This is a genomic window from Micromonospora sp. NPDC049049, from assembly GCF_040649115.1.
Taxonomy (GTDB): Bacteria; Actinomycetota; Actinomycetes; order Mycobacteriales; family Micromonosporaceae; genus Micromonospora.
Window position 1 is genome coordinate 231083 of the sequence record NZ_JBEZEX010000005.1, and the last position, 13326, is coordinate 244408.

11 protein-coding genes are annotated in these 13326 nt (G+C 72.5%); 3 read left to right on the forward strand and 8 right to left on the reverse strand.

Annotated features, from left to right (window positions below):
- The first annotated feature begins 212 nt into the window (after positions 1 to 212).
- The 3 genes from AB0B68_RS08280 (at position 213) to AB0B68_RS08290 (ending at position 3701) form a co-directional block, all read left to right on the forward strand.
- Entirely contained in the window at positions 213 to 1250 is a 1038-nt protein-coding gene (locus tag AB0B68_RS08280; protein WP_357203501.1) for a LacI family DNA-binding transcriptional regulator, read from the forward strand.
- Positions 1251 to 1270: 20 nt separating this feature from the next.
- On the forward strand, positions 1271 to 2269 hold the full coding sequence (locus tag AB0B68_RS08285) for an acetylxylan esterase (protein ID WP_357258564.1): 999 nt from the start codon (positions 1271 to 1273) through the stop codon (positions 2267 to 2269).
- 277 nt (positions 2270 to 2546) lie between these two features.
- Entirely contained in the window at positions 2547 to 3701 is a 1155-nt protein-coding gene (locus AB0B68_RS08290; protein WP_357258567.1) for a cellulose binding domain-containing protein, read from the forward strand.
- A gap of 72 nt (positions 3702 to 3773) precedes the next feature.
- Here the strand turns inward: AB0B68_RS08290 and AB0B68_RS08295 are convergent, their stop codons facing one another.
- From AB0B68_RS08295 to AB0B68_RS08330, 8 genes are all read right to left on the reverse strand, one after another.
- Positions 3774 to 4238, reverse strand: coding sequence for a MaoC family dehydratase (locus AB0B68_RS08295; protein WP_357258570.1), 465 nt, complete (start codon positions 4236 to 4238; stop codon positions 3774 to 3776).
- Positions 4239 to 4258: 20 nt separating this feature from the next.
- On the reverse strand, positions 4259 to 5407 hold the full coding sequence (locus tag AB0B68_RS08300) for an acyl-CoA dehydrogenase family protein (protein WP_357258573.1): 1149 nt from the start codon (positions 5405 to 5407) through the stop codon (positions 4259 to 4261).
- A gap of 46 nt (positions 5408 to 5453) precedes the next feature.
- Positions 5454 to 8279 (reverse strand): AAA family ATPase, encoded by a 2826-nt coding sequence (locus tag AB0B68_RS08305; protein WP_357258577.1) that lies wholly within the window; start codon positions 8277 to 8279, stop codon positions 5454 to 5456.
- Positions 8280 to 8343: 64 nt separating this feature from the next.
- Positions 8344 to 8955 carry a TetR/AcrR family transcriptional regulator gene (locus tag AB0B68_RS08310; protein WP_357203488.1) on the reverse strand — a complete coding sequence of 204 codons (612 nt, stop codon included), beginning with the start codon at positions 8953 to 8955 and terminating at the stop codon, positions 8344 to 8346.
- Between the two features lie 94 nt (positions 8956 to 9049).
- Positions 9050 to 9817, reverse strand: coding sequence for an SDR family oxidoreductase (locus AB0B68_RS08315; RefSeq protein ID WP_357258580.1), 768 nt, complete (start codon positions 9815 to 9817; stop codon positions 9050 to 9052).
- Positions 9818 to 9962: 145 nt separating this feature from the next.
- Entirely contained in the window at positions 9963 to 11249 is a 1287-nt protein-coding gene (locus AB0B68_RS08320; protein ID WP_357258583.1) for an ABC transporter substrate-binding protein, read from the reverse strand.
- An 84-nt stretch (positions 11250 to 11333) separates the two neighbouring features.
- Positions 11334 to 12446: a branched-chain amino acid ABC transporter permease gene (locus AB0B68_RS08325; RefSeq protein WP_355006586.1), complete on the reverse strand. Its 1113-nt coding sequence runs from the start codon at positions 12444 to 12446 to the stop codon at positions 11334 to 11336.
- Complete coding sequence (locus AB0B68_RS08330; RefSeq protein ID WP_355006585.1) at positions 12443 to 13321, reverse strand: branched-chain amino acid ABC transporter permease; 879 nt, start codon at positions 13319 to 13321, stop codon at positions 12443 to 12445. The genes AB0B68_RS08325 and AB0B68_RS08330 overlap by 4 nt, the downstream gene beginning before the upstream one ends.
- Between the last annotated feature and the right edge of the window lie 5 nt (positions 13322 to 13326).

Sequence of the window (13326 nt, forward strand, 5' to 3'; positions counted from 1 at the left end):
GGCAACCTAAGTGTCCCATCGATGCCTGTCAAGTGTCCCAATCGGACTACCAGGGGATGTTTCCTGCACACGGTGAGCCCACGATCGGCGTTCCGTTGCCGACGAGCCGCGCAATGTCCAGTCAATGCGCAGTCCGAGTGCGGCAACTACTGGCGTGAATGTCCCATCATGTTAAGGTCGCCCGAAACTTTCGGATGTTGTATGAGGCCGCGATGACAGAGCACCGCCCGCTCGACCCACCCGCCTCCACCACCATCGCCACCATCGCCAACGATGTCGGCGTCTCGGTCGCGACCGTGTCCAAGGTCCTCAACGGACGCGGTGATGTCGCCCCCGGCACCAGAGCCCGGGTGGAGGCGAGCCTCGACCGCCACCAGTACCAGCGCCGCGCCCGGCGACAGGCGACCAGCGGCGGCCGGGTGGACCTCGTGTTCCACGAGTTCGACACGGGCTGGGCGATGGAGATCCTGCGGGGCGTCGAGGCGGTGACCTCAGCGGCCGGCATCGGGCTGTCGATCGCCCAGCTCGACGGCGCGCACCGCCCGCCGGCACGCTGGTTGGAGGCGTTACTCGCCGACCGCCCCCTGGGCGTGGTGTTCGTCCTCTCCCACCTGGCCGAGGCCCAACAGCAGCACCTGCGCCGGCAGGGCATTCCGTTCGTCGTCGTCGACACCGACAGCGCCACCTCGGCCTCAGTGCCGACCGTCGGGTCGAACAACTGGAACGGCGGCCTGCTCGCCGCCCGGCACCTGCTGGAGCTGGGGCACCGACGGATCGCCATCATCTCCGGGCCACCCGACGTGCTGTGCAGTCGAGCGCGCGCGGCCGGCTTCCAGTCGGCCCACGACGAAGCCGGAATCGTGGTCGATCGCGAGCTGATCCGCTACGGCAGTTTCTCCGCCGGAGCGGGGCACGCCCACGGGCTGCAACTGCTCCAGCGGCCGGACCGACCCACGGCGATCTTCGCCGGGTCGGACATCCAGGCCATGGGGGTGCTCCGGGCCGCCCGTCAGTGCGGCCTGCGAGTGCCCGAGGACCTCTCGGTGATCGGGTACGACAACCTGCCGGTCTCCGCCTGGACCGACCCGGCACTCACCACGATCAACCAGCCGTTGCGCGACATGGCCGGCATCGCCACCCAGATGTTGCTCGACCTGACCAGGGGGAACGAGCCGGCGACCAGCCGGATCGACCTGGTGACCGAGTTGGTCCTCCGGGAGAGCACCGCGCCCCCCGCCCGTCCGCACTGACCCGGCCCCTGCGAGGACCCGTGCCCCACACCGCCTCCACCTTCGACGACCTCCAGCGGTACGCGCCCGAGGTCGCCGAACCCGACGACTTCGACGAGTTCTGGCGGGACACGCTCACCGGGGCGGCAGCCGTACCGGTGCTCGTCGACGCCCGCCCCGAACCCACCGACCTGCGGCTGCTCGACTCCTGGGACGTCACGTTCGCCGGCTTCGGTGGTGACCCGGTCCGCGCCTGGTACACCCGCCCGGCCGGGGTCAGCGAACCACTGCCGGCCGTGGTCGAGTACGCCGGCTACGGGCGCGGGCGCGGTCTGCCCCACGAACGCCCGACCTGGGCGGTGGCCGGGTACGCGCACCTGCTGATGGACAACCGGGGACAGGCGGGGCAGCACGGCGCCGGGGACACCCCCGACCCGCACGGCGCGCCCGGCGGGCCCTGGCCGGCCACCTGGGGGATCCTCGATCCGCGCACCTACCACTATCGCCGCCTGATAACCGACGCGGTGCGGGCGGTCGAGGCGGTCCGCGCGCTGCCGGGGGTCGAGGGTGACCGGGTCACCGTGGTCGGCAACAGCCAGGGTGGCGGCATCGCCCTGGCGGTGGCGGGTCTCGTCGAGGACCTCAGCGCGGTGCTGACCACCGCCCCGTTCCTGTGCGACATGCGCCGGGCCGTCGCGCTCACCGACCTCGCGCCGTACGGCGAGATCGCCCGGTACCTGGCGGTGAACCGGGAGGCACAGGACGCGGTGTGGCACACGCTGTCCTATGTCGACGGGGTGAACTTCGCGCGTCGGGCGACTGCGCCGGCGCACTTCGGCGTCGGCGGACGCGACACCGTCTGCCCACCGCGAACCGCCTTCGCCGCCTACAACCACTACGGCGCCGCGAACGGGAGGCCGGTCCCGCCCGAGCGGGAGATGCACGTCTACCCGTTCAACGGCCATGAGGGCGGCGAGGCCGTGCACGTGCGGCGTCAGCTGCGCTGGCTGGGCTCGGTCCTCCATCCAGCGCGGGCCTGAACGCCCGAGGCATCGTCGGGTGCTGATGCGTTGCCGGTGTTAGCGATAACACGCTATGGTGCGTCAGGCGAGGTGCAGGGCACACCTCCGCCACGGCTTCCCGGTCCGTCCCGCCACATCCTCGACGGCCGGTGCCCGCCGTACACCGCCACGACCACCAGTGCAGACGTCCGGGTTGTTGGTCGTGCCGCGCACCCCACCTCCGCGTACCGCGTCATGACGGCAGCCGTCTCGCCGGTGGCCGCTGATGTCGCGCACCCCCACCAGAGGAAGTCCCATGCGCAGTCCAACGCTCGTGCAACCCGTCCCTCTCGCACCGACCGGCAACGCACCGACGTCGAGGCCCCGGCGGGCTCGTCGATGGTGGACGGCCCTGGCTGCCGTCGCCGCCATTGTCGCCGCCGTGCCGATCGCGACCACTCCCGCCAGCGCGGAGTCCAACGGCGGCGTCCGCGTGATGCCGCTCGGCGACTCGATCACCGACGGATTCAACGTCCCCGGCGGTTACCGGATCGAGTTGTGGCAGCGGTTCACGTCCGGTGGTTACCGGATCGACTTCGTCGGCTCCCAGTTCAACGGGCCAGCCAGCCTCGGCGACCACGACCACCAGGGCCACTCCGGCTGGACCATCGCCCAGATCGACGCCAACGTGGTGAACTGGTTGCGGGCCACGAATCCGCGGACCGTGCTGCTGCACATCGGCACCAACGACATGTACGGCGACACGTCCGGGGCCCCGTCCCGGCTGGCCACTCTCGTCGACCGGATCACCAACACCGCCCCGAACGCCGACGTGTTCGTCGCGACGATCATCCCGAAGTCCGGCGCGGACAACCAGGTCCGGGGCTACAACGCCGCGATCCCCGGGATCGTGCAGAGCCGGGCCGCCGCCGGCAAACGCGTACACCTGGTCGACATGTACCGCGCCCTGACGCTCAGCGACCTGGCCGACGGGGTGCACCCGAACGCCACCGGCTACCGCAAGATGGCCGCCGCCTGGTACGACGCCCTCCGTGCGGTGCCCGGCAGCATCGGGGGCGACACCCCTCCGACCACTCCCCCTCCGACCACTCCCCCGCCCACCACGCCCCCGCCGACCACGCCCCCGCCGTCCGGTGACTGCCGCGTCTCGTACACGATCAACGCCTGGAACAGTGGTCTCACCGCGTCGGTCTCGGTGACCAACACCAGCAGCACGCCGGTGAACGGTTGGAGCCTGGCGTTCACGCTGCCCAGTGGGCAGAGCATCACCAGCGGGTGGAACGCCACCTACTCCCCGTCCAGCGGAGCGGTGACCGCCCGAAACGTCTCCTACAACGCGACGATCGCGCCGAACGCCTCGGTCGACATCGGCTTCCAGGCAACCCACACGGGTGGCACCGGTCGGCCGGCCGCATTCACCCTCAACGGCACCGCCTGCACGCTCGCCTGACACCAACCGCCGCGGTGCCGGGTCACACCGGCTCGGCACCGCGCGGACGACCGCCGACGCGGGGTCGAGCGGTCACTGCTGCGCAGCGCCGTAGAGCCGGCTCACGGTCTCGGCCACGCAGACGGGCTTGCCGCCGCTGTCGCTCTCCACGGTGACCGTCACGACCAGCTGCACACCGCCGCTGACCGGCGACACGTCGGCGATGGTGGCGGTGGCCCGTACGGCGGCACCGACCCGCAGCGGCGCGGGGAAACGCACCCGGTTCAGCCCGTAGTTGACGCCCATCGCCACCCCCTCGACCCGGTAGAGCCCGCCCGCCAACGCCGGCAACAGCGACAGAGTGAGGTACCCGTGGGCGATCGTCCCGCCGAACGGCCCCGCCGCGGCTCGGACCGGGTCGAGATGGATCCACTGGTGGTCGTCGGTGGCGTCGGCGAAGAGGTCGACGCGGCTCTGCTCGATGCGCTGCCACGGACCGGGCCCGAGGCTCTCGCCGGTCGCGGCAGCCAGCTCCTCGAACGAGGTGAACACTCTCATGCCGGATCTCCCTACAGGTGCTAGAAGGCGTTGACGCCGGTGAGCGCGCGTCCGATGAGGAGTTGCTGAATCTGGCTGGTGCCCTCGTAGAGCGTGGCCACCCGGGCGTCGCGCAGATACTTGCCGACCGGATACTCGTCGATGTAGCCGTACCCACCGAAGACCTGGACCGCGTTGTTGGCCGCGCGGACGGCGGCCTCACTGGCGAAGAGCTTGGCCATCGACGCCTCGGTGGCGAACGGCTGGTCACTGTCGATCAGGTCGGCCACCTGCCACACCAGCAGCCGGGCGGCGGCGGTGTCCACAGCGATGGCGGCGAGCAGTTGTTGGACGAGCTGGTGCCCGGCGATCGGCTTGCCGAACTGGGTGCGCTGCCCGGCGTAACCGACTGCCGCGTCGAGGCAGCCCTGCGCGATGCCGACGCACCCGGCGGCCACCGACATCCGGCCCTTGGCGAGGGTGGCCAGGGCCAGTCGGAATCCGGCGCCTTCGGCGCCGAGGCGGGCCGTGTCGGGCACACGCACCTCGTCGAAGCCCAGCTCGCCGGTGGCCTGACCGCGCAGACCGAGCTTGCCGTGGATCTCCCGCCGGGTCAGCCCCGGGCTGTCGGTGGGCACCAGGAACGCGGTGATTCCTCGGTGCCCGGGGCCGCCGGTGCGGGCGAAGACCAGCGCGACGTCGGCGGTGGTGCCGTTGGTGATGAACATCTTCGTGCCGGTGAGCAACCAGTCGGTGCCGTCGCGGACCGCGCGGGTGCGCAGTGCGGCCGCGTCCGAGCCGCTGTCCGGCTCGGTCAGCGCGAAGCAGCCGAGTGCGGTGCCGGCGCAGAGCCCTGGTAACCACTCGGCCCGCTGCTCCGCGCTCCCGTGCGCAGCGATCGACTTCGCGACCAGACCGAGGGAGACCGAGACGATGCCGCGCACCGCCGAGTCTCCCCGGCCCAGTTCCTCCAGGACCAGGCAGTACGCGAGGTGGTCGCCGCCGGAACCGCCGTCGGCCTCGGCGATGGTCAGCCCCAGGAAGCCCAGGTCACCGAGCATGCCGACGATGGCGGGGTCGACCGATTCGCGGCGGTCCCAGGCGGCTGCGTGCGGTAGCAGCTCGCGGTCGGCGAACTCGGCGGCCAACTGGCGGACCGCCGCCTGCTCGGCGGAGAGGATGAGGTCCATGACGCACAAACTAGCGGTGATAGTTAAACGCGTCCAGACCGGACGTTCACCGGTCGGAGCTCAGACCGACGTGCCGTTCGGCCGTGAACGCGCGGGCCAGCTCGGTCCGCGAACGGATACCCAGCCGGTGGAACACGTTGCGCAGGTGGTGGTCGACCGTACGGGTGGAGAGGAACATCCGGGCGGCGATCTCCCGGTTGGTGGCGCCCTCGGCGACCAACTCGGCGATCCGCAGTTGCTGGCCGGTCAACAACCGCGCCGCGGGCAGGTCCGGCGGACCGATCGACTCCCCAGCCGCCCGCAGCTCCGTGGTGGCCTGCTCGGCCCAACACTCCACCCCGAGCAGGCTGAACATCTCGCGGGCCTGGTGCAGGTGCGTCCGCGCGTCGCGAGGGCGTCGACTGCGGCGCAACTCCTGACCGAAGAGCAGCTCGGTGCGGGCCCGCTCGAACGTGCCAGCCTCGGTGGGGTGCAGGCGCAGCGCCGCCTCGAAGTCCCGTTCCGCGTCGGTGCCGCCCCGAGGGGCGAGCAGTGCGTGGCACCGCGCGGACAGGGCCCGGCGCAACGGGCTCGCGGTGCTGCTGGCCCACCTGTCGAACGCGGCGAGCGCGGCCGTCGCCGCCGGCCGGTGCGCCAGGTGCGCCGCCGCCTCCACCAGGTACGGGGTGGCCATCACCTGCACGAGGACCTGACCTCGGCGCGTGCCGAGCCGGGACAGCGACGCCAACCGGTCCGCCGCCTCGGCGTGCCGGCCGTCCACCAGGTCGAGCACCGCCAGGGCCCACGCGGCGAGCGCGTGCGGGCGGCTGCCCGGCGTCGGCGACTCGCCGATCTCACGGATCCGCCGCAGGCTGGTCTCCCGATCGGCCCGGATCGCGGCGAGGACGGCGAGCATGCCCAGGTGTACGTTGGCGCAGTTGACCTGCCCGGTGGCCCGGGCGACGCGCAGCCCGTCGCGGGAGGTCTCCGCCGCCGCCTCGTGTCGACCCAGCCAGTACTCGGCGACCGCCCGCAGCTCCAACGCCCGCGACAGCATGGACAGCTCACCCCGTTCCCGGGCCAGCTCGACCGCGCGTTCGGCGAGCCGGTGGGCAGCACCGTCCACGGCCACCAGCAGCCCGGCCGCCGCGGCGCAGCTGAGCGCGGTGGGGGTCAACGCCCAACCGGTCAGCCGGTCACCCAGCACCACGGCGCGGCGCAGCGCGGGCCCGGCCCGCTCGTGGTCGCCCCGCAGGGTCGCCGCCACCCCGGCGATCAGACAGCCCATGACCTCCAGGGCCGGCGGGTCGCCCGGGCGCCGCAACGCCAGCGCCCGCCGGCCGACCTCGGCGTAGCGGTACTGGTCGCCGGTGAAGCAGACCGCCTCGCCGGCGCGTACCAGCCCGGCCATCGCCAGGGCACGGTCGGTGCCGTCCACCGCCGCGGTGGCGGCCAGCAGCGTGGCCGACGCACTCGAGGCGGTGCCGCAGCGCAGTTCCAGCTCGCCGCGGAGCAGGTCGGCGCGGCCCCGAACGACCGGGTCGACGCCCACCGCGCGGAGGCGGTCGAGCAGCAGCCGGGCCTCGTCGGGTTGTCCCCCGGCCCAGGCGTACCGGGCTGCGGCCAACAGACGGGTGGCGGTCAGCCTCGGCTGGTCGCTCAGTTCGGCGGCCCACCGCAGGGCCACCGAGGCTGCGGCCCAGCCGTCGGATCCGCCGACCGCCGCCTGCTCCAACTCGGCGGCGAGGGCCGGATCGGCACCCGCGGTCGCGGCGGCGAGGTGCATCGCCCGGCGCAGCCGTTGCCCGTCCGCGACCAGCACCTCGGCGAGCAGTCGGTGCGCCGCGCGGCGCTCCGCGAGCGGCGCGCTGGCCGCGATCATCGTGCGCACCAGCGGCTGCGGGAAGGTGACGCCGCGTTGCTCGACGCGGACCAGGCCGGCGACCTCCGCCGGGGCGAGCGCCTCGACCTCGGCGCCCGCAGCCGCCGCGGCCCGGATCAGGGTGCCCGGCTCGCCGTCCTCATCGAGCGCGGCGAGCAACAGCACCCGTCGGGTCTCCGGGGGCAGCCGGTCCAGCCGGGCACGGTACGCGCGACCCAGCGCCCCGTCCGCCGGTGGCGCGGCGGGCAGCGACTCCTCGCCCCGCCACTGCCCGGCGGTGAGGACCTCGGCGAGGTCCACCAGCGCCTGCGGGTTGCCCCCGCCGACCGCGGCCAAAGCGGTCAGTACCGACGCGGCCGGCCGGTCGGGCAGCCGGTCGACGCTCTCGCGCCCGGCCAGCCGATCGAGTCGATCGGTGAGGACAGCGCGGCTCTCGTGCTCGGTCAGCGCGCGCAGTCGGTGTGCCGGTATCCCGTCGAGGTTGGCGGTGACGTCGGCGGTGAGCAGGACGGCGAGCGGCAGGTGCCGCAGTCGGCGGGCCACGAACGCCAGCACCTGCGCGGTCTGCGGGTCACCTCGGTCGACGTCGTCCATCGTGGCGAGCAACGGCCGGTCCCGGGCGGCGGCGGTGAGCAGCCCGAGCACCGCCATCGACAGGGTCAACTGCCGGTCGGCCGGGCAGCTCTCCCCGGCCAGCGCGCGCCGCAGCAGATGGCGCTGCTCATAAGGGAGCGCGGCGGCCCGGTCGAGCAGCGGGTCGACCAGACGTTGCAGGCCGGCGTACGGCAGGGCGGCCTCCTCGGCGAGCCCGCTGCCGGCGAGCACTGTGCAGCCACCCTCGGCGTGTCGATGGGCGTAGCCGAGAAGCGCCGTCCGGCCCGATCCGGGCTCCCCGCGCAACAGCAGGGCACCGCCGGCGTTGGTCATGCCGTCGAGCAGGCTCCGGACAGCCCGGCACTCGTCGTCCCGGCCACGCAGCACGGTTAGTTGCACTCTTGATGCAGTAACCATGCCTGTCAGTGTTACCCATCGGAAACCGAATGGAAAGAGGGGGCGATATCGGGCCGGGCCGGAATCAGTCGGGCGCGACCTCGGCCAGCAGAGCGCCCACGGTCCGGGCCATCACCGCGCGGGCCTGGTCCACGCCGAGACCGAGCCCGTAGCGCAGCATCGACCAGGCCTGCCAGGTGCTCGCCACGACCAGGGCGTTGAGCAACTGCTCCCGTCCCGCCCCGGCTTCGGCCAACTCGACGGCGAAGAGTTCCTCGACCTCGTCGCGGACCCGTTCGATGTGCTTGAGACGGTTGCGGTGCAGCTGTTCGGAGACCGGCTCACGCATCTGGGCGGCCCGCGCCGACGGCGCGATGAGCTGGAGCAGGCGAGCCCGCTGCCGGCAGTACGCGTCGACCCGCTTCGCCAACGGCAGCCCGGGTGAAATCGGCCGGTGGGCGGCGTCCTGCTGGCGGAGCACCTCCGCGCCGCTGGCCTCGAAGAGCGTCTCCATGTCCTTGAAGTTGGTCCAGAGGGTGCGCAGCGAGATGCCGGCCCGCTCGGAGATGCGCTCCCCGGTCGGGCGGAGGTCGCCCTCGGAGATGAGCGCGAGATGCGCCTCGACGATGGCGGCGCGGGTGCGCTCGGCGCGGGCGGTACGCCCGTCGACCCGACCCGCCACATCGACTGCGTCCATCCGCCCTCGCCCCCTCACCGCCACGGCGTCCCCCGACACACCGCCGAGTCTAGACAGCCGTTGATCAGCGGCTCCGGACGCTCCGCCGACGCCGTCATCCGGCCCGGCCGGTCAGCGAGACGCCGCCGTCGCAGACGATGGTCTGCCCGGTGATCCAACTGGCGTCGTCGGAGGCCAGGAAGGCGACCGCGCCGGCCACGTCAGACGGCAGACCGAGGCGCCCGAGCGGGTACCGCGCGGCGACCTCGGCCTCCCGTCCGTCGTAGAGGGCGGCGGCGAAGCGGGTCTTCACCACGCCGGGAGCGACCGCGTTGACCCTGACCGTCGGGCCCAGCTCCACGGCGAGGCTGGCGGTGAGGTGGTTGAGCGCGGCCTTGCTGACCCCGTAGCAGGCGATGCCGGGTGACGGACCGAGCCCGGCGATCGACGAGACGTTGACGACGCAGCCGCCGCGCTCGCTCATGCCGGCGGCGCAGACCTCCTGCACCCAGCCGAGCGCGGCGACCACGTTCACGTCGAGGATCTTGCGGGCCGCGGCCAGGTCCAGCTCGACCAGCGGGCCGTGCACCGGGTTGATGCCGGTGTTGTTGACCAACAGATCCACCGACCCGAACGCCGAGGTCACCGCACGCACCGCGGCGGCCCGATGCTCGGGATCGTCGGCTCGGCCCGGCACCGCGAGGGCGTGTGCCGGGCCGCCAAGTGTGGCGACCGCCTCGGCCAGCCCTTCGGGGCGGCGGGCGGTCAGGCCCACCCGGGCGCCTTCGGCGACGAGGCGTTGGGCGATGGCCAGACCGATCCCGCGACTGGCGCCGGTGACGATGGCGACCCGGCCCGCGAGCCGGCCCGAATATGCATTCACGGTGCAGATAGTAGGAGTATCGATCGGTATCGGTCAACGCCCTCGACGGTCGGCCGGCAGGCCGCGCCGGCAGCACGCGCGCAGCCGTCCGACCGGGCGTGGTCAGGCGGGACCACGCCCGGTCGGACGTCGGGGCTGCGGAGCCTCAGGAGACGGTCGGCACCCCGTTCGCCGGGGGCGCAGCCGGAGTGACGGTGTACTCGTTGACCGCCCCGTCCGCCTCGTCCGTCTCGTACGCCGGCCCGAAGTAGGTCTGCACTCCCCCGGTCACCCGGCTCAACCGCTGGCCGCCGTACCCGGAGTGGTCAGTGGCGGAGAAGCGCAGCGGCACCAGCCCGGGGCCCTGGAAGCCGCCCTTCTGCACGGCGTCGAGGACCTTCTCCCGGGTGAGGTCCTTGCCGGCGGCGAGCAGCGTCTGCACGAAGAGATAGCCGACCGACATCCCGTAGACGGTGTTGCCGTCGAACGGCGCGTCCCCGTTGTGCTCCTTGTTGATCTTCGTGAAGAGCTGGACCCACGGGTTGGCGGTGTCGTTCTGCATCGGCAGGTAGTTGGTGCCGACCATGCCCTCCAGCAGTGGCGCCGCGGCGCCGAGCTGCTTGGCCAGGGTCGGGTGGTCGGCGCCGACGTTGGAGACCAGCCACTGCGGCTTGAAGCCCAGCCGCGCCGCCGTGCCGACGGAGAGCGCGGTGAAGCCGGGCACCGTGGCGAGCACGACGACCTGGCAGCCGGCCGCCTTGAACGCGCCGATCTGCGGCGCCACGTTGGTGTTGCTGGTGACGTACGTCTGCTTGGCCACCACGGCACCGGCGCCGAGCACCTTCTCCACGCCGGCCAGGCTGTCCCGGCCGAAGTCGTCGTCCTGCCCGAGGAAGCAGACCTTCTGGCCGGCCAGGTTCGCCTTCGCGTAGTTGGCCAGGATCTTGCCCTCGACCGTGTAGTCCGGGTTGAACCCGAACGTGCCCGGATACTTGTCCGGTTGGTCCCAGCTGCGGCTGCCGGAGGCGACGAAGAGGTCGGGCACCCGGTTGCTCTTGAGGAAGTCGAGCACACCGGTGTGCGTCGGCGTGCCCAGACCATTGAGGATGGCGAAGACCTTGTCCTGGAGGACGAGCTGGCGGACCACCTGCTGGGTGTTCGCCGGGTTGTAGCCGTCGTCCATGATCTTGTACGTGATCTTGCGGCCGTGCACGCCACCGTTGGCGTTGACGTAGTCGAAGTACGCCTTCGTCGCCGGGGCGATCTTCGAGTAGCCGGCCGAGGCCGGCCCGGTCAGCGGCATGTGGGTGCCGACGACGATCTCGGTGCCGGTGACGCCCGGCGCCGACGCCCCGCCGGAGCCAGGGCCGTCGTCGCCGCTACAGCCGGCAGCGGTGATGAGCAGGGCAAGGGTGCTGGCGATCGCGAGGCCGCGATGCGCTTTACGGTGCATGGGAGACACCGACCTTTCTCGGTCCGGTTTTTTGGGGAACGGTGTGGTGGTGGGGCGCCCGGCCGAGGCCGGACCGAGGACAGCTCAGGAACGCCGGGTCGGCCGCCTGGCCAGCAACGCCCGGCCGAGACGCGACAGCAGACCCTGCACACCGCCGGGGGCGGCGATCATGACGACGATCAGGGTGAGTCCGAAGATCGCCAGGGGGAGATTGCCCTCCATCCGCTGCGCCACCGCTGGCGAGAGCGTGAGCATCCCGGTCAGCGAGTGGGTGAGATCGGGCAGGGCGACCAGCAGGACCGCCCCCCAGAGCGCGCCGGTCAGTCGACCCAGGCCACCGATCACCACGGCCATCAGCAGGAACAGCGACAGGGTCAGCGAGAACGCGCCGGGTGAGACGCTCTGCGCGAGCACCGCCAGCAGCGCGCCGCCGAGCCCGGCGGTGGCGGCGCTGACCACGAAGGCGAGAACCTGGGTGCGGGCCACGTGGATGCCGGCGAGGCGGGCCGCCACCTCGTCGTCGCGGACCGCCCGGAAGGTCCGCCCGTACCGGCTGCGGATCAGGTTCGCCAGCAGCAGCAACGCGAGCAGGGTGGCCGCGCCGGTGACCCAGAGCTGCCACCGCTCGTACGGGAAGTACGGGCCGAGCGACAGCGGCGGCGGCTCCACCGGCACCGACAGCCCCTGCTCGCCGTTGAACACGCCGTCGAAGGTGACCGCCAGCGCCGGCACCACCACTGCCACCGCGAGGGTGAGCCCGGCCAGATAGGGGCCGCGCAGCCGGGCCGCTGCCACACCGACCACCGCGCCGACCGCGACCGTGCTGACGATCGCCGCGGCCAACGACAGCGGCAACAGCCAGCCGCCGGTCATCCCCCGGTCGGCGAACGCGGTCTGGCACAGCGCCACCGTGTACGCCCCGGTGGCCATCAGCGCGCCGTGCCCGAGCGACAGTTGACCGTTGAGCCCGGTGAGGACGGTCAGCCCGGCGGTCGCGCACAGGTAGGCGGCCACCGTGGCGAGCTGGAAGTTGCGGAACGGCTCGACGGAGTAGCTGACCGCCACCAGTAGCAACCCGGCGGCCAGCACCACCGCGAGGTGGCGCAGCAGGGTGGAGCCCCGTCGCCGGTCGACCGGCCGACCGGCCGGGTCGTCGAGCTGCTCTCTCGGCGGCACAGCCGCCTTCGTGGCGCTCACACCCGCCTCGCCACGACCGGGGCGAACAGCCCACCGGGCCGGACCAGCAGCACCGCCAGCAGCAGGACCAGCACCGCGAGCGGGGTGAGGTCACTGCCGGCGTAGCCGCTCACGTAGGAGAGCAGCAACCCCACCACCAGCCCACCGACCACCGCCCCCGGTGGACTGTCCAGCCCACCGACCACCGCCGCGGTGAACGCCGAGACGAACACCAGGTCCATCGCGTGCGGGTGCAGGCCCAGCTCGGTCGGCAGGACCAGCATGGCGGCCAGCGCGCCCACCCCGGAGGCGAGCGCCCAACCGAGGGTCAGCATCCCACCGACGTTGACCCCGAGCAGCCGGGAGACCTCCGGAGCGAAGGCCGCCGCGCGCATCCGCAACCCCACCGGGGTACGCGCGAACATCCAGGCCAGACCACTGACGACCACGCCGATCGTGGCGAAGACGAACAGGTCGTACGGGGACAGCACGGCGACGCCGCCCACGGTGAGGGCGGACCGGCTGAACGGGGCCTCGGCGGGGCGGAACTCGCTGCCGTACACCATTCCCAGCACGGCCTGGATCAGCAGCACCAGCCCGAGCGCGACGATCACCGGGTTGAGCGGTGAGGCGTGATCGACGTGCCGCATCACCACCCGGTCCACCAGCGCGCCGAGCAGCAGGCCGGCGACGATCGCGACCACGAAGCCCAGCCAGTAGGAACCGGTGGCGGTGCTGACGGTGTAGGCGACGTACGCGGCGGCGACGGCCATCGCCCCCTGGGCGAAGTTGACGACCCGCGCCGCCCGCCAGATGAGCACCAGGGCCAGCGCGAACGCGGCGTACACCGCGCCGCGGGACAGGCCGTCGACGGTGAGGAAGACGAAGCGGTCCAACAGTC

Excerpts from the sequence above, each read along its gene's own strand:
- AB0B68_RS08320 (WP_357258583.1), bottom strand. The coding sequence starts at position 11,249 with ATGCACCGTAAAGCGCATCGCGGCCTCGCGATCGCCAGCACCCTTGCC.
- AB0B68_RS08290 (WP_357258567.1), top strand. The coding sequence starts at position 2,547 with ATGCGCAGTCCAACGCTCGTGCAACCCGTCCCTCTCGCACCGACCGGC.
- AB0B68_RS08280 (WP_357203501.1), top strand. The coding sequence starts at position 213 with ATGACAGAGCACCGCCCGCTCGACCCACCCGCCTCCACCACCATCGCC.
- AB0B68_RS08300 (WP_357258573.1), bottom strand. The coding sequence starts at position 5,407 with ATGGACCTCATCCTCTCCGCCGAGCAGGCGGCGGTCCGCCAGTTGGCC.
- AB0B68_RS08305 (WP_357258577.1), bottom strand. The coding sequence starts at position 8,279 with ATGGTTACTGCATCAAGAGTGCAACTAACCGTGCTGCGTGGCCGGGAC.
- AB0B68_RS08295 (WP_357258570.1), bottom strand. The coding sequence starts at position 4,238 with ATGAGAGTGTTCACCTCGTTCGAGGAGCTGGCTGCCGCGACCGGCGAG.
- AB0B68_RS08310 (WP_357203488.1), bottom strand. The coding sequence starts at position 8,955 with ATGGACGCAGTCGATGTGGCGGGTCGGGTCGACGGGCGTACCGCCCGC.